The sequence below is a fragment of the Sporosarcina sp. Y1009 genome (assembly GCF_057669865.1).
The window spans coordinates 352,772-377,723 of the sequence record NZ_JBYHFO010000001.1 but is presented as its reverse complement, the minus strand read 5'-3'; the positions used below and the strand labels follow the sequence as shown (position 1 = coordinate 377,723).

11 protein-coding genes are annotated in these 24,952 nt (G+C 34.7%); 10 read left to right on the top strand and 1 reads right to left on the bottom strand.

Annotated features, from left to right (window positions below; genetic code table 11):
* The first annotated feature begins 16 nt into the window (after window positions 1-16).
* The 4 genes from AC25Y1_RS01780 (at window position 17) to AC25Y1_RS01765 (ending at window position 3,382) form a co-directional block, all read left to right on the top strand.
* Window positions 17-718, top strand: a complete 702-nt coding sequence (locus AC25Y1_RS01780) for an NERD domain-containing protein (RefSeq protein WP_488146215.1) — start codon at window positions 17-19, stop codon at window positions 716-718.
* Between the two features lie 403 nt (window positions 719-1,121).
* Window positions 1,122-1,355 carry a hypothetical protein gene (locus AC25Y1_RS01775; protein ID WP_488146214.1) on the top strand — a complete coding sequence of 78 codons (234 nt, stop codon included), beginning with the start codon at window positions 1,122-1,124 and terminating at the stop codon, window positions 1,353-1,355.
* A gap of 259 nt (window positions 1,356-1,614) precedes the next feature.
* Entirely contained in the window at window positions 1,615-2,022 is a 408-nt protein-coding gene (locus AC25Y1_RS01770; RefSeq protein ID WP_488146213.1) for a hypothetical protein, read from the top strand.
* 463 nt (window positions 2,023-2,485) lie between these two features.
* Window positions 2,486-3,382: an exonuclease domain-containing protein gene (locus AC25Y1_RS01765; RefSeq protein ID WP_488146212.1), complete on the top strand. Its 897-nt coding sequence runs from the start codon at window positions 2,486-2,488 to the stop codon at window positions 3,380-3,382.
* A gap of 198 nt (window positions 3,383-3,580) precedes the next feature.
* Here the strand turns inward: AC25Y1_RS01765 and AC25Y1_RS01760 are convergent, their stop codons facing one another.
* Window positions 3,581-4,117, bottom strand: coding sequence for a Gmad2 immunoglobulin-like domain-containing protein (locus AC25Y1_RS01760; RefSeq protein WP_488146211.1), 537 nt, complete (start codon window positions 4,115-4,117; stop codon window positions 3,581-3,583).
* Between the two features lie 229 nt (window positions 4,118-4,346).
* On the opposite strand from AC25Y1_RS01760, the gene AC25Y1_RS01755 reads away from it, so the two are divergent.
* The 6 genes from AC25Y1_RS01755 (at window position 4,347) to AC25Y1_RS01730 (ending at window position 24,891) form a co-directional block, all read left to right on the top strand.
* Window positions 4,347-5,585 carry an NADH:flavin oxidoreductase/NADH oxidase family protein gene (locus AC25Y1_RS01755; protein ID WP_488146210.1) on the top strand — a complete coding sequence of 413 codons (1,239 nt, stop codon included), beginning with the start codon at window positions 4,347-4,349 and terminating at the stop codon, window positions 5,583-5,585.
* A gap of 117 nt (window positions 5,586-5,702) precedes the next feature.
* Window positions 5,703-6,623 (top strand): HNH endonuclease, encoded by a 921-nt coding sequence (locus tag AC25Y1_RS01750; protein ID WP_488146209.1) that lies wholly within the window; start codon window positions 5,703-5,705, stop codon window positions 6,621-6,623.
* A gap of 576 nt (window positions 6,624-7,199) precedes the next feature.
* Entirely contained in the window at window positions 7,200-7,835 is a 636-nt protein-coding gene (locus AC25Y1_RS01745) for a 4'-phosphopantetheinyl transferase family protein (protein ID WP_488146208.1), read from the top strand.
* Between the two features lie 20 nt (window positions 7,836-7,855).
* The gene (locus tag AC25Y1_RS01740) at window positions 7,856-10,327 is read left to right on the top strand and encodes an ABC transporter permease (protein ID WP_488146207.1); all 2,472 of its coding nucleotides are present in this window, start codon (window positions 7,856-7,858) and stop codon (window positions 10,325-10,327) included.
* Between the two features lie 55 nt (window positions 10,328-10,382).
* Window positions 10,383-11,102: an ABC transporter ATP-binding protein gene (locus AC25Y1_RS01735; RefSeq protein WP_488146206.1), complete on the top strand. Its 720-nt coding sequence runs from the start codon at window positions 10,383-10,385 to the stop codon at window positions 11,100-11,102.
* Window positions 11,080-24,891 carry an amino acid adenylation domain-containing protein gene (locus tag AC25Y1_RS01730; protein ID WP_488146205.1) on the top strand — a complete coding sequence of 4,604 codons (13,812 nt, stop codon included), beginning with the start codon at window positions 11,080-11,082 and terminating at the stop codon, window positions 24,889-24,891. Before AC25Y1_RS01735 ends, AC25Y1_RS01730 begins: the two co-directional genes overlap by 23 nt.
* Window positions 24,892-24,952 lie beyond the last annotated feature (61 nt).

Here is a 24,952-nt window from a genome sequence, read left to right as displayed (position 1 = left end):
AATGAGGGGGCGTAGTATGTTCTTCGAGAGATTTACAAAGGCGAATATTAAAGGTGTGATCGGTGAGGGCGTTTCACGTCTGTTTTTCATGGGACTAGATACGAATGAATATAAAGTACTGCACAATATTACGTTACAAACTATAGAGGGGAAAACAACGCAAATTGACCATGTGATTGTCTCCATCTATGGGATTTTTGTCGTTGAAACGAAAAATTACCAAGGGTGGATCTATGGGAATGAAATAGACCAGCGGTGGACCCAAGTAATTTATAAAACCAGACAACAATTCTATAATCCGATCAAACAAAATCAAGGTCATATTAAAGCTTTGAAAGATTTGTTACCAAAATATCGGCATATCCCTTTCATTTCAATCATTAACTTTTCCCCTAAAGCCACCCTAAAAGATATTCAAATACATTCTAGTGATGTGTATGTCGTTTATACCCATCGCGTAAATTCTATTATTAAGTCTTTGAAAGTGCCTGTCCTTTCGAATTCGGAGCTATTAAATATTACGGAACGCATTCAAAATCAGAAGACATTAAGTTCTGAACATGTGATCAATTTGCGTAACCAAAAGAGCGAAAGGAAGGCTGCAATTACAAAGAAAGTCTGCCCGAATTGTTCAGGTCAACTAGTGAATCGGACAGGTCCATATGGTAGTTTTCTAGGGTGTAGTAATTATCCGAGGTGCCGGTTTAATAGTAAATAGTGAAGTATAGCAAACAGGAAGCGACTTACTTTACCTGTTGTGTTGTAACGCGATTTAAGCAAGCTCCATTAACGTTAGACTATACAATCATATATAACAATTTAGGGCAAGGAAGTGTCGGAGGAAAAATCCCATTGAAATCTGGAGTTGTAAAATTTTAAGATGTAACTTGTGGAAACTGTGAAATCATTCATAAGGATAATGAAATTGAAGTAGAAATAATGTGGGAAGGAAAAGTAGAAAAATTAATATTAACAACTGACAAATGATGGACTTCAAATAGAAACCAACCCCAACCGAAGTTACGTGTATTACCGAAAATCATAGCGAATTAGTATTTTACTAACGTATCCAGTTATTGAATTAGGATTTTTCCTCAATCGGTCAGGTAGGAGGTTAAAAGATGACGCTTAAATGGAAAAGAGAAAGTATTATATTCGATAGCTTGTTCGAAGCGGATGTTTGGGCCGATTCAATAGGAAATGAAATTTACGCAAAACTGTATGATGGCTATGACACACCAGATTATAAGATAGCTTATTCTTTAGCTTTTAGACTTGCCGAGATAAAAGAATTCAGGGTTATTACAGAACGTTCAATTGATGATAGATATAAAGTTTGGGTAATACCTTATTAGAACTGAATTACTTTTTAATTCTAAAAATGTCATTTGTGGAATAAGAAATTTGAAAAGGCCTAATTGCTAGGTCCTTTTATAACCGATAATGAGTTAGCAAAATACATCACTGTGTTTTCAATCTACAAATTAACAGTGGTTTTAACACATATATTAGCAGAGCTACAATAGTTATTGTAGCTCTGCTACGGCGCATAGCCTGAATTCAACAAACGGACCATGTTGTTTAAAATAAGATTCGATAAGAAAGGAGAAAATATTGAAGAAAAAATTTCTTGTTTTACTATTTTTCGTCACAACTTTGTTTTTGATTGCGTGTGGGGGGTATACGCCTCACAACAATTGGGTGTTGGAAAAGGATAGGTTGAGTGAAGATCCTGAAATTGAAAGATTTGTGACTAGTCTTCAGGATAACCCTGATAAAAGGGGATTTAAAGTATTTACAATATCAGAAGGTAGAAAAATGGTTGTCGTATCGACTGGAGATGCAGAGAAATCATTGGAACTAGATGATGTTAAAGTAGATTCAGGAAATACCAAAGTCATATTAAAAGAGATAGAAAATAAAAACGATGAAGATAATCCGTACATTATGGTTGGCATCAGTGCTATAAAGGGTAAACTTTTCGTTCAGGATACAGATGGGAATAGTTATGACGAGTTTTAGAGAATTCCTAAACAAACGGGCGGGATTGTGGAACAAGCAATAGAATTCATATTAGGAAACAGGGCAAAAACGCACCGGTGTAATAAGCTGTGCGTTTTTGTTTGCTTTTTATACTGTTAATTTGTGTTTAAAGCATATACCAAATGGGTTTTTATTTGACTTGCTATTAGTTTTGTTCTCCCCAACAACCGAACCCGTTAGCTATCTAGGTAAAACTTTTTTATGATGTTTATTCAATGGAATATGCGTAACCAAAAGAGCGGCAGAAAGGCTACGATTACAAAGGAAATCTATCCGAATTGTTCTGGTCAGTTAGTGAATCGAACTGGCCTATTTCCCGTAAAATCACTCCAGGGTTTTTCAAGATGAAATCTGTAGTATAATAAGTGGTATTCCAAGTTTCATAGACGTATATCTCCATATACTTTTAACGAAGAAAGAAATGAATAAAGGAGTAATTTTAATGAACTTTCTAGCAATTGATTTTGAAACAGCAAATAGTTCACGAGCAAGCATTTGTTCAATCGGTATTGTTATCGTTGAGAACGGTTTGATTAAAGAAGAGATCCATACATATATAAATCCGGAAGATGAATTTACTTACTTCAACACGGTCATTCACGGAATTACGGAAGATATGGTACAAGATGCGCCGACTTTTAAGGAGTATTGGCCAGTGTTAAAGGCGATGATTGAGAACAAGATGCTGATTGCGCATAATGCAAGTTTTGATATGAGTGCGATGCGTTATGCATTGGATTTAATCAATCAACCGTACGCTGAGTTTACTTATGGTTGTTCGTATGTGTTTTCTAAAAGAGTTTGGCCTTCGCTTTTTGATCATAAACTTTCAACGGTAGCCGATCACTTAGGCATCAGTTTTAAACATCATGACGCGTTAGAAGATGCCCGGGCAGCTGCGTTGGTGACTTTAGCAGCGTTGGAAAATTGTGAAACTGACTCGCTCGATGAATTATCGGATATGCACAATTTGCAATTAGGTCTTCATCATGCGGACAGATATTCGGCTGCCGGTGTTAGAAAAAGAAAAAAGACTATGACCGTTCCAACGAGAAAAGTAGATAAAACACATCCGTTTTTTAATGCATCCGTTGTATTTACAGGGAAATTGCAGTCGATGACAAGAGGTGAAGCCGCACAACTCGTCTTGAATTGTGGTGGGGTTTGCAAAAGTAATGTGACTCGAAATACAGGCTATTTGGTTATTGGCGATTATGATTTAACCAGTTTCACAGAAGTGTTTGCCAGTGTGAAAATGCAAAAAGTTGAGGAATTGATTAACAAAGGACATCCGATTAAGATTTTAGGTGAAAATGATTTTTTGAAAATAATGACTTGATTCCAACGGATGTTATATTCGCAACCATTAAGTTTGCAAGACTCTGACGGTACAAGAGAAGAGATAAATTATGATAAATCAAATCGAGGAAACCAAAATAGAAATCGCAAACCAATAATCGATTAAATCAATTTGGCGTCCCCGTGTAAGAAATAATCATGTTTCTAACACAGGTGCGCCACAATTTTCTTTATTGATTTACTTACTGACTTGAACAGGTATGATCAATTCATGGAGGTTAGAGCCATCCTTTGCGCTCTCCTCGTAGAGGACAATCCTGTAAAGTCCATCTGTTGCATTAGCAAGATTGATGGTGATTTCAAATTCACCCCATTCCGGTCCACCTTTAGTTGCAGTTGTAAATCCTTTTTCTAGGATGAAATGACCGTCTTCGAATTCATATTGGATTGTTCCTTCGAACACACGAGCAAGTCCTCGTATAACCATTTGGTTTTTCACCTCTGCATTTGGGGCGGGTTCGAAAATTTGAAAGGCTTCATTCTCAGCGACAACTTCACTCGTGTCTGCTTCTTCAGCAGGGTCTGATTCGGTAGGATCCTCCTCATCCGTTGCATCCGGAGTCGTTTCTTTATCAAGATCATTTTCCGCCTGCTCGTCTGCGGTTTGCTTTTCGTTATCGGTGTCTGATTGATTGTCTTCGGTCTTAATGGTAAAGCAAGCGGTTAACACGAGACAAGCGACGATTGCAACCAGCATTTTAATTAAGTTTTTCACCTATTCTCCCTCTCTTCTATCATTTAGATACGATATAACTAGTAAACGCCTTCTAATAATTATAACTGGTGAAGGTTAAATAAGGGTAAAGTTCCTGAGAATTCGCATAAATGATTTTGTATACTTTCGTAAGGAATAATCGTAAAAACCAATCATGATTGGTCTATAGCAGCGAGCTAGGTATTAGATACTTTCTACATTTCTGAAAAAATAAGGAGACAAACTACAGATGATTCAATCAAAGTCAGTTTTGGAGAATTCTATACAACTTCCAAATGGAACAATCATTAAAAACCGAATTTTTAAATCTGCTATGAGTGAAGCGTTAGGAACTACCAATCAAAATCCTAGTCAATCATTGATTACTTTATATAAAACCTGGGCTGATGGGGGTGCTGGTCTTGTCATGACAGGAAACGTTATGATAGATCGAAATGCTTTGGGAGAGTCAAATAATGTTGTCGTAGAAGATGAACGTGATTTAGAGATGTTAATGAAGTGGGCGAAGGCTGGCACTGAAAATCGAACTCATCTTTGGATGCAGCTTAATCATCCAGGAAAGCAATCACCCAAAATGATTTCAAAAGAACCTGTTGCTCCAAGTGCTGTTTCTCTTACAGGCGTTTTAAAACATTTCTTTAACGAACCGCGCGCTCTTCAGGTGTCTGAAATTGAAGATTTGATTGTCCGATTTGGCGAAGCCGCAAGAATTGCTAAAAAAGCTGGCTTTACAGGTGTTCAAATCCACGCAGCACACGGATATCTTTTTAACCAGTTTTTATCTCCATACCATAATCAACGTACAGATGAATGGGGAGGGACCTTAGCGAATCGCATGCGTTTTTTGGAAGAAACATATCATGAAATCCGGAAGCAAGTCGGAAAATCATTTCCAATCGGTATTAAACTGAACTCTGCTGATTTTCAAAAGGGTGGATTTACTGAAGATGAATCCATGGAAGTTCTTCGGAGAATGTCCGAAATAGGGATTGATCTCATTGAAATTTCTGGGGGGAATTACGAGAATCCGAGGATGATGGGTGCAGATGTAAAAGAAACAACAAGAAAACGAGAAGCGTATTTTTTAGACTACGCAAAAAAGGCTCAGAATTTAATCTCTACACCAATCGTAGTGACAGGTGGCTTTCGTTCTCAAATAGGGATGGAAGAAGCTGTTGATAACGGAGAAATAGATATGGTTGGAATTGCAAGACCTTTTGCCTTAGTACCGGACTTGGCGAATCGGATTTTTAATGGCAATTATGAAACCGTTCAAGCAAAACCCATCAAAACGGGCATTAAATTAATCGATAAAAATGCTTCCTTATTAGAAATTATGTGGTATGAACAGCAGATGGCAAGAATTGGAAAATATAAAGCACCCAAACCTAACTATAATGTTTGGCTATCTTTAATCCAAACCCTTCTAGAAAATGGTCGAAGTGTATTTTTCAAAAGGAGAGCATAGCAAAACGGACAACTTGAAGTAATGAAGAGATTATTGTCTTGTATTCGTAAAAGTGCATCAAGATCCTATATAATTAAGAGAGAAGAAGTGCAGCAGTTTGTAGAGGAGTGAAGAACCATGGAAAGTTACATAGTTATGCAAGGGCGTACCTACAATGATGAGAAAGAATTAGGTGTCCTCTGGTCATTGCAACGAGATAGTGTGGGCAATGTCCACCATTTCTGGGAACGTATGAAAGAAGTAGCGGAAGGCGATCGCATCTTTCATTATGTAAGAGGGGATATTGTGGCAATTAGTGTAGCAAAATCAGGATACAGAGAAGCATATAAGCCCTCCGAAATTCCACTTCCAGGCATCGAAAATGCTAAGGGGTACTTAGTGGAGGTAGACTATTATGAACTCGAGCAGCCGTTAACGATTGAAGATTATTTTGATGAAATCCTTCCGTTGTTGCCTATCAAGTATTCCGCATTTCAAGAGAATGCCAATGGTAATCAAGGCTATCTATTTCCATGCAATGAAGAACTGACCATTAAACTGGTAGAGTTGATTGCGGGCTTGAACATTTATGAAATCGATGAAGAACAATTGGAATTCGTGATGGGCACCGTGAAGAAGACAGAACATGATTTCCTCATCCCACTTCTCGCTGAAACTGAATCAGAAACGAAAACTAAATTACGACTAGGGCACCAGAGGTTCAGAAATGAACTCTTGCCACTATGGCATGGTCAATGTGCGCTTTGCGACATCGAGCTGCCAGAACTGCTTCAAGCAAGCTACGCAAAACCATGGAAAGACTGTACGAACAATGAACGCATCGATCCAAACAACGGTATTCTTCTTTGTCGTAACCATGATGCGCTTTACAGTAACGGTCTGATTGCATTTGACGGAACAGGTAAAATCCATATTTCGTCTAGGATCTCTGAAGAGGATTATGATAAGTATGGCCTTCAAATGAAGATGAGCGTGAACAGAACTGAGAAGAACAAGCCGTATCTGAAGTGGCATAAGAAGCATATGTTTAAAGCGTAAATCATAATTGTTTGTCAGACAGATTACTATAAAATAAAACGATTCGCGAACCTTTAAAATGGTTGTGCGGATCGTTTTTTTATAACTTATTCGTCTAGCAAGAATTATATGTCCTAACATTTCTGAGTTTGCAAATCGATGTTGAACAAATATATTAATCATCCATTATTTATTTTTGGTGGAAAAAGGTAAAACGGGTGAATAGGGGGAGGATTGGAATAAGGAGAACTAGAAGAACTTACTACTCTGAATTTTCTTGATGGGGAAATATACCCGGTTTTTCCCGGTGGAAATTAGGTACTTTTATCTGTATATATAAAATATTGAGTTTATATGGAATTTTCGATTTAATAGGATATAATAGGTTTATATAAAAGAATATTTTGGTAAATTAGTAAGGTGTTTACCGAATTATCTGGTGAATATATCGAAAAATTCCTAGTTCAATAAACGAGGAGAGATATCTATCAAAAAATATGGAAGTGGATATTAACGAGCATCTACGATAATCTATGAAAGCGTTTGGTCAAGGAGGAACCATGGACACTAAATAACAGTATAGGGTAGGAAGTAAAGATGACATTAATCACTCGAATTTTAAAGGATTATTCCTTAGAAAAGATACACATTAATGGTAGGTTGATATCTGTTTTTACCTATACCTCTTTAGAGCAAATTGATGATGAAATGTTGGCGATGATGTTTAAAATCATGCCCGTAGATCGTCAAATCAAAGCTAAAGGTTATCGGTATAAAATAGATAAACAACTATGTATTATTTCCTACGCTTTATTTGTATTAGCCATGCAAAAAACATTTAATATCTATGATTCCTACGACTTCACTTTTAATGAAAACAACAAACCATTTCTAAAGTTATTCCCTAAAATACATTTTAATATTAGTCATTGCAAAGTGGGAGTAGCTTGTGCTATTTCTAGTGAAAAGGTAGGGGTAGATATTCAAGATATAATAAACTATGACAAAAAATTAGCAGCGTCTATTTGTTCGCAAAAAGAATTAGAAACAATTAATAACTCGCTTGATAAGGATTTAGAGTTAACAAAAATTTGGACTATGAAAGAAAGCTATTTTAAAATGCTTGGGACTGGACTCATTGAACCTCTTACAGATTTAAATGTTTATGAATTAGACAATTTATATCAAAAAATCAATTCAAAAGAAAAATATGTTTTATCTGTAGCAATATAAACAATACGGGGGTCAGAAACATGAAGATTTTTATGATGTATATTGTGAGGAACATCAAAGAAAATAAGTTAAGAGGCCTTTTAATTTTACTATCTCTCATGATTTCAACATTTATTTTATATATAAACCTTGTTGCTCGAGATGATATTCTTCACCAGTACCAGGAACTATACGAAGAGTCATATAGTGGGTACGACGTCATCGTTAGCTCTAAAGATACTGAGAATCCTTTTTTTGGGACAAGCGAGTTTACTACTAAGGATGTAGGTGTAAAGGAAAATTCATCGGCTCTAATCACCTTTGGTGTAGTTGATAATAAGGATTTATTAACCCTTAAACTATATGGTTGTAGTGAAGAGAATTGTATAGATTCAGGATTATTTTCAATTTCAGAACAAGATAATTTTAATTTAAATCAAAATGAACAAATTTTAATTAGTCCACAACTAGCTGAGAATTATGGGTTTAAATTAGGTGATGAAATTTCAATTCAAACTCAAATAGGCGTGAGGGAATATAAGGTAGGAGCAATAGGGGAAAAGACAGGATTATTCCTGGGAGTTGACAACGAAAATCTTATTGTTATGAATTATTCTGAAGTGGAAACGATAACAGATCAAGAAAACAAGATTAATACACTTCTACTTAGCTTAGAAGATGATGCAAATATAAACGAGAGTATTAAGACAATTAGTAAGAACAATAAAGATTTCGATATACAGCCTTTAGTAGATCAAGATTTAATAGATTTTAATACGAATATGATTAGCCAAGTATTGTTAATAATTTTAGTGCTAGCTATTATCATGAATTATTATGTTATTTCTTCAAATGCAAAGGTTATATTATTATCAAGAATTCCTGTAGTAGGTACATTTAGAAGCTTAGGAGCAACTAAGACAAAAGTGAACCTAATACTAATTGTCGAGAATTTTATATATGGGGTTCTAGGAGGAATTCTCGGAGTAATTTGTGGAATTTACTTTAGAGAAACTATATTAGGAGCTTTAACACAGGGCATATCTGGTGTGTCAATGGAACAGGTATCAGCACCCATGAATTATACTTACGTGATATTCGCACTGTTATTTGCAATAGCTATACAATTATTTAGTGTTTTTCATGTGATTTATCAAATTGGTAGTTATTCCATAAAAGGTTTGATATTTGAAGAGCTCAATTCAATTCAAAGAGTTCCTAGGATACTTACAATTTTAGGATTCGTATTTGTAGTATTATCTTATATTCTTTATAAAATAAACAACGAATATAATATTATCTTATCTATACTTGCTTTAGTAGCAGCTATGGCTGGTGGTATATGGCTTTTACCCTTCATTACCAAATACTTATCCTTGCTCTTTAGTAAGGTTAATCGGTTATTTGGGTCAGCACCATCACTAGGTGCAAGAAATATTGCAGATAGTAAGATTATCAACTCAAATATTAAACTGGTCGTTGTTTCACTTTCTGTGGTTTTAATGATATTCATAACATCTGTATCTCTTGAGAGCTTGTTTGGAAAAGCAAAGGATGCCTTTGAATCTGATATTCAAATATATGGGATGGAAAAACAGGAAAATGACTATCTAAAATTAGTGCAAGTCACTGGTGTAGAAAACCTTAAGTTCTTATATAGTTTTTACGATGATTTAACCATCAATGACAATGAGTTAAATCTTGTTGTCATTGGATTCGATGATGAAAGACTTGGTGTTACGAACATCGAAGGAAAGATAAAGGATCTTAAAGATGGAGAAGTCATGGTAGATGAGTTTTATGGTATAAGAAATGACTTGAAAATAGGAGATCAGTTGGAAATTACCTCAGATAATCTTAAATCAGAAAAGATCAAAGTGGAAATAGTAGGTACTGTAGACTCATCATTATTTTCTACTTCAAGAAATACACTTGTTTTTTCAGAATCACAATTTAAAAAAGATATAAATGATATACCTAGTACCATGTATGTTGCATCTAGTGAAAACTTGGATCAGATGAAAAAAACTTTATATAAAGAACTCTCTGGAGAAGATATTACTGTACAAACCATAAGTGAATTTGTCGAAGAGCAAGATCAAAGAGTAAGCAGCTTACTATCTACAGTTTGGATATTCTTGTTTCTTTCTATATTGCTATCAGCTGTTGGCTTGATAAACAATCAGGTTATTGGTTTTATCCAAAGAAAGAAAGAGTATGCTGTGTTGTATTCAGTATCTATGAGCAGAGCACAATTAAATACAATGATATTTTTTGAAATAATGAATTCCTTTTTAATTGGCTGTGGATTTGGCTTGGTATTAAGCTTGTGGATGAGCAAATTACTACAAGGATTATTAAGTTCAATAGGTATTTATTTGCAGTTCAGTTTCCAGTGGCTAGATGTACTTGGCGTTGTAGGTATAATCTTTATTGTTCTTATATTAACCGCGCTAATTCCAATGTTTAAGATTTTCAAGATGAATGTCGTAGAAGAGATTAAATATGAATAAGGCATATGTATAGACAGCCGATAGACTCAACTATAAAACTCTGGGGGAATAGTATATGGACAAGGTAATAAAAGTAAAAAACCTTTCAAAAGATTTTGGTAATGGAAGTAATCTAACAAAAGTGCTAAAAGACATTTCTTTTGATGTGGATCATGGTCAGTTTGTATCTATTATGGGACCATCAGGTTGTGGAAAGAGCACATTACTCTATCTATTGGGAGGCTTAGATGCGCCTACTTCGGGACAAATCTTAATAAAAGATAAAGACATTCAAGTACTAAAAGATAAAGAATTGAGCAGGATACGAAGATCAGATATTGGATTTGTATTTCAATTTTATAATTTGGTACACAATCTGTCAGTGGAGGAAAACATACTGTTACCCATAGCTATGAGTGGACAAAACGTAAAAGAGTATCGTGACAGGTTAGATGAAATTCTAGAAATAGTTGGTCTTAGTGATAAGCGTAAAGAGATTCCAAGTCGCTTATCAGGTGGGCAACAACAACGAGTAGCCATAGCAAGAGCAGTTATTATTAATCCTAGTATTATACTTGCTGATGAGCCAATAGGTAATCTAGACAGCAAATCAAGTAAAACCATTATGGAATTATTTAAAGAAATTAATACAAAATATGGGATTACGATTATTCAAGTTACTCACGATGAAAGTATGACATTATATGGAAATCGAATAATTCGACTACGTGATGGGGTAATTATCGAAGATAAGCTAATGGAGGTCTTGGATTATGAATATGCAGAACTTAAATAAGAATATTGAAAAGGTATATTCTCTAAGTCCTCTACAACAAGGAATGCTTTATCATCAGATGTTAAATGAAAACTCTGGAAACTACGTTGTGCAGACCAGTTTAAAAATAACGGGTGACTTTTCAGTAGGTTTAGCAAATGAAAGTATACAACTTCTTGCCCTACAACATGAAGCTTTAAGAACAATGATTCCTTTAAATAGATTTAAAAAGCCAGTACAAATCGTGCTAAGAGATAGAATAATAGAATTTAATGAAATGGACTTTCAAGAATATTCTTCTGAGGAACAAGAAATTGAAATAGAGATGTTCCTTGAACAGGACAGTAAGCGAGGCTTTGACTTTGAAAAGTCTCCAAATTTTAGAGTAGCTACCATAAGATTATCACAGGATGAATGGATAATGGTTTGGAGTTTTCATCATATTATTATTGATGGCTGGTGTTTACCTATTCTTTTTGAAGATTATTTGAACTATTATTTTGCATTGAAAAAAGGTGAATCCAAAGAAAGGATTATTTCTGCCATAAAAAATAATGGAAGCACCAAGACTTCTTATGGAGATTATATTAAGTGGTTGGAGAGGAAAGATAAAGAAGAGGACTATAACTATTGGGACGAGCTTCTTCATGGATATGATACAGATGCTAAAATCCAATCATTTGGAAATAAGGAAATTAGTGATCGTACTGTTTTGGAATTTAGTATTCCTTTTACAGAACCTGAATATAAAACCTTAAAGGAAAAGATGGCTTCTTATAATGTAACTGTAAGTACTTTAATAGAGACTGCATGGGGTCTATTATTGCAATCTTATAGTGGTTCCAATGATGTAGTGTTTGGGAAGGTAGTTTCAGGAAGAGATATTTTGCTACCAGGTATAGAAGAAACTGTAGGATTATTTATTAATACAATTCCTTCAAGGGTTGAAATTGATAGTGATATAAGTTGCCTAGAACTTTTACACAAGATGCAAAATCAAGGCGCGAACAGTCTTGATTATCAACACTGTTCCTTAGCTGATATTCAATCAAGATCCTTAAACAAGAGTTTTATTCATTCGGTCTATGCTTTTGAAAACTTTGTAACAAAGGAAGGAATTTTAACGGAACAAGAAGGGTTATCTTTTGAAATTATCAAAGCCAGAGAACAAACGAATTATCCACTTACATTACGTGTTAACCAATTGAAAACATTGCAATTGGATATGCTTTATGATCCTAGTTTGTTTTCAGAAAATGATATTCGTCGCATCCTTCTACAATTAAAGAAAACTTCCCTTCATCTTGCGTTACATCCTGACAGCTTAGTAGAGTCAATAAATAGTATAACTGATGAAGAGAGAGCCATCATTACTGGAATATTCAATAATTTGGAAAGAAATTATGATGAAGTCAATGTGAAGGATATCTTTGAAGAAATGGCTGATAAATTCCCACATAAAACTGCACTAGTATTTGAAGATAAAGAGATGAGTTATGAGGAATTAAATAAGAAGTCTAATGAATTGGCACATAAATTAATAGAAATAGGCGTAAAGGAAGAAGAACCAATTGTAATTTTGGCAGAACGATCTTTAGAATTAATAATTGGGATAGTTGGAGTTTTAAAAGCAGGAGCAAGCTATGTTCCGATTGATCACACGTACCCGAAAGAGCGTATAGATTTTATAGTAGAAGATGTAGGTGCGAAAATCGCCTTACTTGGAGATTTTTATTATGATTTTAAAAACGATTTAACTAAAATTAATTTAAAAGATAATAAAAGTTATAAAAATGATAGTACCAATCCAAACATATCTTTAGCAGGTAATAACCTAGCTTATATCATGTATACCTCAGGAACAAGCGGAAAACCAAAAGGAAGTCTAATTGAGCATAAAAGTATAATTAGACTGGTGAAAGACACCAACTTTGTTTCATTCAATGAAGAAACTAGAATCTTACAAACGGGATCGATAGCCTTTGACGCATCGACGTTTGAGTTCTTTGGTAGTTTATTAAATGGCGGAACATTATATTTAGAGACTCAAGAGACGCTAACAGATGTAAACAAATTATCAAAATCAGTCAAAGAAAACAAAATAAATACGCTATGGATGACATCAAGCCTATTTAATCAAATGCTGGATATAAAAGGCGATATGTTCGAAAACCTAGACAATCTGTTAGTAGGCGGAGAAAAACTCTCTACTAATCATATTAGAAAGTTTAAATCCCTATATCCTGAAATAAAAATCATCAACGGATATGGACCAACAGAGAATACAACATTTACAACGACCTATGAGATCCCAAATGATTTCGAGATAATTCCTATAGGAAAACCTATAAGTGGGACACAGGTTTATATAATGAACGGGGACAAGCTATGTGGCATAGGAGTTCCGGGAGAATTATGTGTAACAGGCTCTGGTGTAAGTAGAGGGTATTTAAATAGAGAAGAACTTACAAAAGAAAAGTTCGTAGACAATCCCTTTGGTGAAGGGGAAATGTATAAAAGTGGAGATTTAGTTAGATGGCTGCCAGACGGGAATATAGAATTTCTAGGCAGAATCGATCACCAAGTAAAAATTAGAGGCTATAGAGTAGAGTTACAAGAAATAGAGGAAGTAATTAACAAACAAGCAGGAATAAAAGAGTCCGTAGTAATTGCAAAGGCATTAGACGAAGGAGATCAAGTCCTTTTAGCTTATGTGGTGATGGACGATAAAGAAGAGCTAGATATAGGGAAATTAAAAGAAGGGGCAAGAAAAGAATTACCTGAATACATGATACCACTCTCTTTTATAGCGATAGATGAGTTCCCTTTAACCGTGAATGGGAAAATGGATATAGGGGCTTTACCAGAAATCCAATTTGAAAGACAAGATGAATATAGAGGACCAAGAAATCTTATTGAAGAAACTATTTGTAAGATATTTGAAGAAGTTTTAGCGATTAAACAAGTTAGTGTAAACGACAATTTCTTTGAATTAGGTGGACATAGTTTAAGAGCTATGAACGTTGTTAACTTAGTAGAAGAAAAACTTAAAAAACGTATCGAAATTAAATCTATATTTGAATATCCGACTCCAGAATCACTTTCCAAACATATCGATGAGTTAGAAGAGGGGAATTACCAACCAATCCCAATGGCTGAGCGTAAGGAATCTTATCCTATGTCATCAGCACAGAAGCGGCTCTTCCTCATAAATCAAATGGATGAAGCTGAATTAAGCTATAATATGCCAGCATGTTTATCCTATACAGGAAAAGTAAATGAGGAAAAGGTTCAACATGTAGTTAACGAATTAATCAAAAGACATGAAGCTTTTAGAACTAGTTTCCATTATGAAGATGAAGAAGCGATCCAAAAGATTGCTGCTGAAAATAGTATCGTAGTAGAAAAAGAGGAAAGGAACGCGAGTCCTTTCCCAGAAGTATATTTAGAGGAGTTTGTACGTCCTTTTAACCTAAGTAAAGCGCCATTACTAAGAGTAAAGATAATAAAGACCGGTGATAACCAAGGTTATCTACTATTTGATATGCATCATATTATTTCTGATGGCACGAGTATGAACATTTTGATCAAGGATTTCTGTGAGCTTTACGAAGGGAAAGAATTAGCTTCTATAGATGTTCAATACAAGGATTATAGTGAATGGATGTTAACTAAAGACTTAAAAAAACAGGAGAAGTACTGGTTAGAAACTCATAAGGAAAAGCCATTAGTGTTAGATTATCCACTGGATGTTAAAAGACCTCAACTGCGGAGCTTTAAAGGGGATAGCGTTAAAAAACAACTAGGAAAAGGCATTACTAAAGAATTGAAATCTTTCGCAAGACGAGAAGGATATACAGACTATATGGTCATGCTAGGAGCTCTAATGGTATGCATAAGTAAATATAGTCGACAAGAAGATATTATCATAGGAAGTCCAATTTCAGGAAGAACGCATCCAGATACTGCCAGTATAGTCGGAATGTTTGTCAACACACTCGCAATGAGAGGATTTCCAGAAGAAGATAAATCAATTAAAGTCTTTTTAGATGAAATAAAAGAACATTCTTTAAGTTCCTACGAAAATCAGGAATATCCCTTTGAAGAATTAGTAGATCAAACAGTAACAAACCGTGACCTAAGTAGAAATCCAGTTTTTGATATTATGTTTACGCTTCAAAACAATGAAGATGTTATTTTTGAAACAAAAGATTTCACACTAGGAAGAATAAGACAAAAACCAGTCGCAAAATTTGATTTAGATTTCCATATGGAATATGGAAATGAAAACTACAACCTAGATTTAATATATAGCACTGCATTATTTAACAAAGAGAGTATGGAAATATTAGTTGAACATTATTTTAGTACACTCAATGAAATGATAGACAACCCAGAAAAAACAATTGGGGAACTTACACTTTCCAAAGAAGCAGAAACATTAGCTATACTAAGTGATTTTAACAATACTGATAAAATAATTGAAAAAGAAAAAACAGTAATAGAACTATTTGAAGAAGCAGTAGGGAGAAACCCTAAGAAGATTGCGATAGTAGATGGAAGTATCGAACTAAGTTACGAAGAACTAAATAATAAGATCAATCATCTTGCAAACAAACTCCGTAGCCTAGGCGTTAAACCGGGAGAAAGGGTAGCTGTACTAACAAATAGAAGTGCCGCAATGATGGTAGGAATCTATGCAGTCATAAAAGCTGGGGGCAGCTATATTCCAATAGATCCGGATTATCCGTTAGAGCGAAAAAAATATGTACTAGAAGACTCTGAACCAAAGATCATCTTATTAGGTGAATCTGAAGTATTGTCAAAAGAAGAACTAGGAAGTGTAGATTCAACAATCCTTAACTTGGACAAAGAATTTGAATTTGATGCATCTGGTCTTCAGGCAGATAACCTTCCGAAAATTCACAATGAAAATGATCTAGTCTATATCATGTACACTTCTGGAACAACCGGCAAACCAAAAGGCGTAATGGTCAAACATACTAACCTATTTAACTATATACAGTATGGGAAAAAATCGTATGTTGAAAACGAAGTTTGTGTCCCATTATTTACAAGTGTGGGATTTGACCTGACAGTGACTACATTATTCCTACCCTTATGTTCTGGCGGAAAATTAGTCATTAAAGAACACGATGTAGAAGAAACCATAAGAGAAATATTTCATGAAGACAAATATAGTTTTGCGAAAATGACACCATCTCATTTAAAAATAGCTATACAGGAAAGACCAAAACGATTGAAAAATCTGAACACATTAATTGTTGGTGGTGAAGAACTAGGGACATTACTCGCACAGGAGATATTAGACAAATTTGGACATCATATAAAAATCCACAATGAATATGGCCCAACAGAAGCTACAGTTGGTAGTTGTGATTTTATCTATCCAGGACTAGACCAAGGACAAACAGTAAAAGGAGTATCAATCGGTAAAGCTATCGACAATACAAAGATTTATATTATGGATCAAGACAAGCTTTGCGCTATAAATGTTCCGGGAGAACTGTGTATTTCAGGAGCTGGCGTAAGTGAGGGATATTTAAATAAAGAAGAACTTACGAAAGAAAAGTTTGTAAAAAACCCTTATGGAGAAGGTTTTATCTATCGTACAGGAGATTTAGCAAGGTGGCTACCAAACGGTCAATTAGAATACCTAGGAAGAATAGATGAACAGTTTAGTATTCGGGGATATAGAATAGAACCGGGAGAAATAGAAGAAGTTTTGAGGCAGCAAGAAGGAATCGAAGACGCAGTCGTAATCGCAAAAGAATCAGACGAAGACAAATTCCTTGCAGCTTATGTCGTACAGGAAATTAAAAAAGAGCTAGATATATCCCTACTAAAAGGTAATTTAAGAAGAAAATTGCCGAGCTATATGATTCCATCTTATATCACGGCAATAGAAGAAATTCCTTTAACAATAAACGGGAAAGTAGATAAAATTGCCTTACCGGACATTGAATACGAAAGACAAGACGAATATATCCCGCCAAGAAATTCTATTGAAGAAATAATTTGTAGTATATTTGAGGAAGTTCTAGGTGTTGAACAGGTTAGTATAAGCGATGATTTCTTTGAGCTTGGTGGCCATAGTTTAAGAGCTATGGGAGTAGTTAATTTACTAGAAGAAAAACTGAAAAAACGAATAGGATTTAAATATATATTTGAAAATCCTACTCCAGAATTATTGTCCAAATATGTACATGAGATTGAGGAGAATAATTATCAGCCGATTCCAAAGGCAGCGATTAGGGAATCGTATCGTATGTCTTCAGTACAAAAGAGATTATTTTTAATACACCAATTGGATAAACTGGATGTAAGTTATAATATGCCATTGTGCTTAACTTACGAAGGGGATATTGATGAAGATAAGGTCCAAAACGCCCTTATTGAGTTAGTGAATAGACATGAGGCATTCCGAACCAGTTTCCATTATGAAGATGAAGAAGCTATTCAAAGGATTAGCATTAAAAGTGAAATTTTGCTAGCAATATCTGATGGTGATAAAGACGTTTCACCGGAAGAATATTTAGGGGACTTTGTCCGTCCTTTTGATTTAAGTGAAGCACCGTTGTTAAGAGCAAAGATCGTTAAGGTCAACCAAAATCAAGGGTATCTCCTATTTGATATGCACCATATTATTTCGGATGGTATGAGTATGAATATTATGGTGAATGATTTTTCTCAATTCTATGGAGGAAAAGAACTTCCTTCCTTAGATATCCACTATAAAGATTACAGTGAATGGATGATAAATAAGGATTTAGAAAAACAGGAAGACTATTGGTTAGCTATTCACACTAAAAAGCCATTGGTATTAGATTTTCCGCTTGACTTTAAAAGGCCTCAGACTCCAAGTTTTGAAGGGAGAAGCTTTAAAAAAGCATTAGGAAAAGAGATGACAAAAGAATTAAAGTCTTTCGCAAGACGAGAAGGTTATACAGACTATATGGTCATGCTAGGGGCCTTGATGGTATGTATAAGTAAATATAGTAGACAAGAAGATATTATTATAGGAAGCCCAATATCTGGGAGGACTCATTCAGACACTGAAAATATAGTTGGAATGTTCGTAAATACATTAGCTATGAGGGGTTATCCAGAAAAAGACAAAGTAACGAAAGATTTTTTAGAAGAAATAAAAGAACATTGTATAGCTGCTTATGAAAATCAAGAATATCCTTTTGAAAAGCTGGTCGAAAATGTGGTCGAAAACCGGGATTTAACCAGGAACCCACTTTTTGATATTATGCTTACACTTCAAAACAATGAAGAGGCGAAGTTTAGTATTGATGATATTACGATCTCAAACTGGACTGAAGGAGAAATATCAGTTAAATGTGATTTAGACATAGATATATATGAACAGAATGGTGAATTTATATTAAATTGCACTTATGGGAAAGAGTTATTTATCCCGGAAAGTATTGATTATTTCCTTGAACATTATCGTTATATGATCAAGGAAATGATAAACAACCCAGACAAGACTATTAGCCGTTTAGACTTAGCGGATGAAAAAGAAAAGGAAAAGATAGTAAAAGAGTTTAACCATAGTACCTCTCTAGATCAGGTCTATTCAGACAAAACGATCATCGAGCATTTTGAAGAGCAAGTTGAGAAAACGCCAGAAAACATTGCGCTGGTGTATGAAGATGAAGAACTTAGTTATCGTGAATTAAATAAAAAAGCCAATTCTCTAGCGCATAAATTGAGGGAATTAGGAGTTGGCAGAAATGATATCGTCGCTCTTCTCACTGATAGAAGTATGGAAATGATGATCGGTATCTATGGAGTTATGAAATCTGGTGGAGCCTACGGACCAATTGATACAAGCTTCCCGAAAGAACGAATAGACTTTATCCTAGAAGATTATTCACCAAAAGTAATTCTTTTGGGTAAGGGGGTAGAGGTTCCGGAGGGAGACTATATTTGCTTAGATCTGTTTTCTGAGGATTCCTATACTGAGAATGAGGAAAACCCAGTAAAGATCAATGAAAAAGAGGACTTAATCTATTTAACTTCCACTTCAGGAACTAGTGGGAAACCAAAAAGTGTCATGATTGAGCACGCCGGTTGTACTTCTTATGTACAATCTTTTGCAGATGAATTTACTATCACTGAAGATACTATAGCACTTCAGCATACAGCATATAATTTTGACACCATTGTTGAAGAAGTATACCCGGCTCATATTCGGGGAGGAAAAGTAGTTCTTTATAATGAAGAAAGAATCTACGATATCGGTAAAGTTCGTGATTATATGGACAAACACAAAGTTAGTTTAATAAGTTGCTCAACTCTATTATTGAAGGAATTTAATCAAGGAAGAATCCCTAAAACAGTCAATCTGTATTTAAATGGTGGAGATACGCTCAAATATAGCTATATTAACAATTTGTTAAAACATGCAAATGTCGGAAACACCTTTGGTTCAACGGAAGAAACGGTATGCGCTGCATTCTATCATGTACCTAAAGAAATAAAAGGGACTATACCAGCAGGAAAACCTATAGTAGGCCGTAATGTGTATGTTTTTCAAGGAGACCAAATCTGTGGCATAGGTATTCCAGGAGAATTATGTATTACAGGCTCTGGCGTAAGTAGAGGCTATTTAAATAATGAAGAACTTACAAGTGAAAAGTTTGTCGACAATCCCTTTGGTGAAGGGAAAATGTATAAAAGTGGAGACTTGGTAAGATGGCTGCCAGACGGAAATATAGAATTTTTAGGCAGAATCGATCAGCAAGTTAAAATTAGAGGCTATAGAGTTGAATTACAAGAAATAGAGGAAGTAATTAACAAACTAACAGGAATAAAAGAGTCCGTTGTAATCGCAAAGGAACTAGACGAAGGGGATCAAGCCCTTTTAGCTTATGTGGTCATGGAAGGTAAAGAAGATTTAGATATAGGGAAATTAAAAGAAGGTATTAGAAAAGAACTGCCTGAATATATGATACCACCCTATATTATGGCAATCGACGAGATCCCTTTAACTGTAAACGGAAAAACGGATAAAGAGGCATTGCCAGAAATCCAATTTGAAAGGCAAGATGAATATATTGCCCCAAGAAATTCTATTGAAGAGGCTCTTTGTAAGATATTTGAAGAAGTCTTATCGATTAAAGAAGTTAGTGTCAGGGACAATTTCTTTGAACTAGGTGGACATAGTTTAAGGGCTATGAGCGTTATTAATTTAGTAGAGGAAAAACTAAAAAAACGTATCGAAATTAAATCTATATTTGAATATCCGACACCAGAACTACTTTCCAAATGCATTGATGAAGTAGATGAGGGGAATTACCAACCAATCCCAAGGGCTGGGCGTAAGGAATCGTATCCTATGTCATCGGCACAGAAGCGGCTCTTCCTCATAAATCAAATGGATGAAGCTGAATTAAGCTACAATATGCCGGTCTGCTTATCCTATACAGGAAAACTAGACGGGGAAAAGGTTCAACATGTAGTTAATGAATTAGTCAAAAGACATGAATCGCTTAGAACTAGTTTCCATTTTGAAGATGAAGAAGCGATCCAAAAGATTGCTGCTGAAAATAGTGTCGTAGTAGAAAATGAGGAAAGAGACGCAAGTTCTTCCCCAGAAGTATATTTAGCGGAGTTTGTACGTCCTTTTAACCTTAGTAAAGCGCCATTATTAAGAGTGAAAATAATAAGGACCACTGATAACGAAGGTTATCTTCTATTTGATATGCATCATATTATTTCTGATGGCATGAGTATGAACATTTTGATCAAGGATTTCTGTGAACTTTACGAAGGGAAAGAATTACCTTCTTTAGCTGTTCAATATAAGGATTATAGCGAATGGATGTTAACTAAAGACTTAGAAAAGCAGGAGAAATATTGGTTAGAAACTCATAAGGAAAAGCCATTAGTATTAGATTTTCCACTGGATGTTAAAAGGCCTCAACTGCAAAGCTTTAAAGGGGATAGTGTTAAAAAACGATTAGGAACAGACATCACAAAAGAACTAAAAACTTTCGCGAGAAAAGAAGGATACACGGACTATATGGTCATGCTAGGGGCATTAATGGTGTGCATGAGTAAATATAGTCGGCAAGAAGATATTACCATAGGAAGTCCAATATCAGGAAGAACACATCCTAATACTGCAAGTATAGTTGGAATGTTTGTCAACACACTCGCAATGAGAGGATTTCCAGAAGAAGACAAATCAATCAAAGCCTTCTTAGAAGAACTAAAAGAACATTCTTTAAGTTCCTATGAAAATCAGGAATATCCTTTTGAGGAATTAGTAGAGAAAACCGTAATAAATCGTGACCTTAGTAGAAATCCACTATTCGATATTATGTTTACGCTTCAAAACAATGAAGATGTAATTTTTGAAACAAAAGATTTCAAACTAGGAAGCATCAGTCAAAAACCAGTCGCAAAATTTGATTTAGATTTCCAAATGGAATATGGAAATGGATACTACAACTTAGATTTAATCTATAGCAATGCATTATTTAACAAAGAGAGCATGGAAATCCTAGTTAAACATTATTTTAATATACTCAATGAAATGATAGACAACCCGGAAAAAACAATTGGGGAAATTAATCTATCCATAGAAGCAGAAACAGTAAAGATACTAACCGATTTTAACAATACCGATATGACAATTGAAAAAGAAAAAACGGTTAAAGAACTATTTGAAGAAGCAGTGAAGCAAAACGCTAATAAAATCGCAATAGTAGATGGAAGTATCGAACTAAGTTACGAAGAACTGAATAATAAGATCAATCATCTAGCAAACAAACTCCGTAGCCTAGGCGTTAAACCAGGAGAAAGAGTAGCCGTACTGACAAAAAGAAGTGCCGCAATGATGGTAGGGATCTATGCAGTAATAAAGGCTGGAGGCAGCTATATTCCAATAGATCCGGATTATCCATTAGAGCGAAAGAAATATGTACTAGACGATTCTGAACCAAAGATCATCTTATTAGGTGAATCTGAAGTATTGTCAAAAGATGAACTAGGAAGTGTAAATTCAACAATCCTTAACTTGGACAAAGAATTTGAATTTGATGCATCTGGTCATCAGGTAGATGATCTACCAAAAATTCATAATGAAAATGACCTAGTTTATATCATGTACACTTCTGGAACTACTGGTAAACCAAAGGGTGTAATGGTCAAACACAGTAACCTATTTAACTATTTACAGTACGGGCAAAAGTCATATATTACAAATGAAGTTTGTGCTCCATTATTTACAAGTGTTGGATTTGACCTGACAGTGACTACATTATTCCTACCCTTATGTTCTGGAGGGAAATTGGTCATTAAAGAACATGATGTGGAAGAAACTATCAGAGAAATATTCCATGAAGACAAGTATAGTTTTGCGAAAATGACGCCATCCCATTTAAAAATGACCATTCAAGAAAAGCCAAAACAATTAAAAAATCTTAACACAATAATTGTTGGTGGAGAGGAACTTGGAACATTACTAGCACAAGAAATTTTAGACAAATTTGGAAATCATATAAAAATCCACAATGAATATGGGCCAACAGAAGCGACAGTCGGTAGTTGTGATTTTATCTATCCAGGATTAGACCAAGGACAAGTAGTAAAAGGAGTATCGATTGGTAATGCAATTGGCAATACAAAGATCTATATTATGGATAAAGACAAGCTTTGCGACATAAATGTTCCAGGAGAACTTTGCATTTCAGGAGCTGGCGTAAGTGAGGGATATTTAAATAAAGAAGAACTTACGAAAGAAAAGTTTGTGAAAAACCCTTATGGAGAAGGTTTTATCTATCGTACTGGAGATTTAGCAAGATGGCTGCCAAACGGTCAATTAGAGTATTTAGGAAGAATAGATGAACAGTTTAGTATTCGAGGATACAGAGTAGAACCAGGAGAAATAGAGGAAGTTTTGAGGCAGCAAAAGGGAATTGAAGACGCAGTCGTAATTGCAAAAGAACTGGAAGAAGACAAAACGCTTTCAGCTTATGTCGTACTGGGGATAGAAGAAGAATTAGATATCTCTCTATTAAAGGGGAATTTAAGAAAAGAATTACCGAGCTACATGGTCCCATCTTATATTACGGCAATAGAAGAAATTCCATTAACGATAAACGGGAAAGTAGATAAAAATGCTTTACCAGACATTGACTATGAAAGACAAGGCGAATATATTGCGCCAAGAAATTCGGTTGAAGAAATACTCTGCACTATATTTGAAGAAGTCCTAGGTGTTGAACAGGTTAGTATAACGGATAATTTCTTTGAGCTTGGTGGCGATTCAATAAAGGCGATTCGAGTAGTGCCGAAAGCGAGAGAATTTGGATATGAAATATCTGTTCGAGATATCATGTTATTACATTGTGTAGAGAACTTAGCCAGGGAAGTAAAGGAAACGACAGTTCATTATGAACAAGGTGAAGTAAATGGAGAAATAGATTTGTCTCCTATCCAGAAAATGTTTATCGATTGGGATCTTACTAACCGCAATCATTATAACCAAGCTGTCATGTTAGAAAGTAAAAACTCACTATCTGAGTCTGTTATAAGAGCTATATTAGATGAATTAGTAGAGACTCATGACATGCTCAGAGTTGTTTTAAAAGATACTAATCCAACAATACTACCAATGGACATAAGTGAAAAATATACTTTTAAAGTATTTGATTGTGAGGATTGGGAAAATCTCGAGAATAAAATTGAAGAGGAAAGTACAAAACTTCAGAGAACTATGAATCTAGAACATGGTCCATTAATGAAAGTAGCATTGTTTAAAACAAAAGACTGTGATTACTTAATGATAGCAATACACCACTTTATTATAGATGGTGTATCCTGGAGGATTTTATTAGAAGACTTTGTATTATCCTATGGCTTAGCTATGGAAAACAAGGAAATAATCTTACCTAATAAAACTGCATCCTATAAGCAATGGACAAATGCTTTAGAAGAATACTCGAAAAGTACAATCTTCGTTGATGAAAGCAAATACTGGAATGAAGTATACAGTCATATTTCGAATCGTCAATTAGAAAGTGAAACAAATCTACCGTTTAAAGGTATCGGATATGAACGTTTTGAAATTGATTCAGAAATTACAAAAGAACTTATTTTTGAATCATTTAAGGCTTACGGTACAGATGTAAATGATATACTCTTGACCTCATTAATGCTGGCAATGAAAAGGTGGAAGGCTATGGATGAAATTACTATAGATTTGGAGAGTCATGGTAGAAATGATTTGTCCAATATCCATCTGGATCGAACACTCGGATGGTTCACCAGTATTTATCCAATTCATTTACAAAGTTTTGAAAGTACAGAGGAAAGCTTAGTAAAAACGAAAGAAATGTTAAGAAGGGTTCCGACCCTTGGAATTGGCTATTCTTTATGGAAATATCAAAATCCGAAAGAGCGAAACCTAAATTCCTCTATAGCTTTTAACTATATGGGTGATATGGATCTAAGTATTAATGAAGAAAATGGATTTGAAATGTCTTCTATAAATCCTGGGGTAACGATTGATGAAAAAAACGAATTGCATTATGACATAAGTATCGATATCCAAAAAAATGATAATAAATTACATGGTTATGTAAATTATAAAGAAAATAAGTTTACTAAAGAAAGTATAGAGGATTTCTGTAGACTTTATACTAAATCATTAATTGAAATTATTAAACATTGTTTAACTCAAGAAGAAACTGTGGCTACACCTTCTGACTTCGATGCCTTAGAGATGGAAATTGAAGAATTAGAAGATATACTGAACGTTTTTAGTTAGAGAATTGTTTAACTTTAACGGTACAAAACCAAAATTTGATCTTGCTATTTTCTAGCCTCTC

Coding starts and splice junctions, on each gene's coding strand:
- AC25Y1_RS01775 (WP_488146214.1), top strand. CDS start 1,122: ATGACGCTTAAATGGAAAAGAGAAAGTATTATATTCGATAGCTTGTTC.
- AC25Y1_RS01730 (WP_488146205.1), top strand. CDS start 11,080: ATGAATATGCAGAACTTAAATAAGAATATTGAAAAGGTATATTCTCTA.
- AC25Y1_RS01735 (WP_488146206.1), top strand. CDS start 10,383: ATGGACAAGGTAATAAAAGTAAAAAACCTTTCAAAAGATTTTGGTAAT.
- AC25Y1_RS01755 (WP_488146210.1), top strand. CDS start 4,347: ATGATTCAATCAAAGTCAGTTTTGGAGAATTCTATACAACTTCCAAAT.
- AC25Y1_RS01740 (WP_488146207.1), top strand. CDS start 7,856: ATGAAGATTTTTATGATGTATATTGTGAGGAACATCAAAGAAAATAAG.
- AC25Y1_RS01780 (WP_488146215.1), top strand. CDS start 17: ATGTTCTTCGAGAGATTTACAAAGGCGAATATTAAAGGTGTGATCGGT.
- AC25Y1_RS01750 (WP_488146209.1), top strand. CDS start 5,703: ATGGAAAGTTACATAGTTATGCAAGGGCGTACCTACAATGATGAGAAA.
- AC25Y1_RS01745 (WP_488146208.1), top strand. CDS start 7,200: ATGACATTAATCACTCGAATTTTAAAGGATTATTCCTTAGAAAAGATA.
- AC25Y1_RS01765 (WP_488146212.1), top strand. CDS start 2,486: ATGAACTTTCTAGCAATTGATTTTGAAACAGCAAATAGTTCACGAGCA.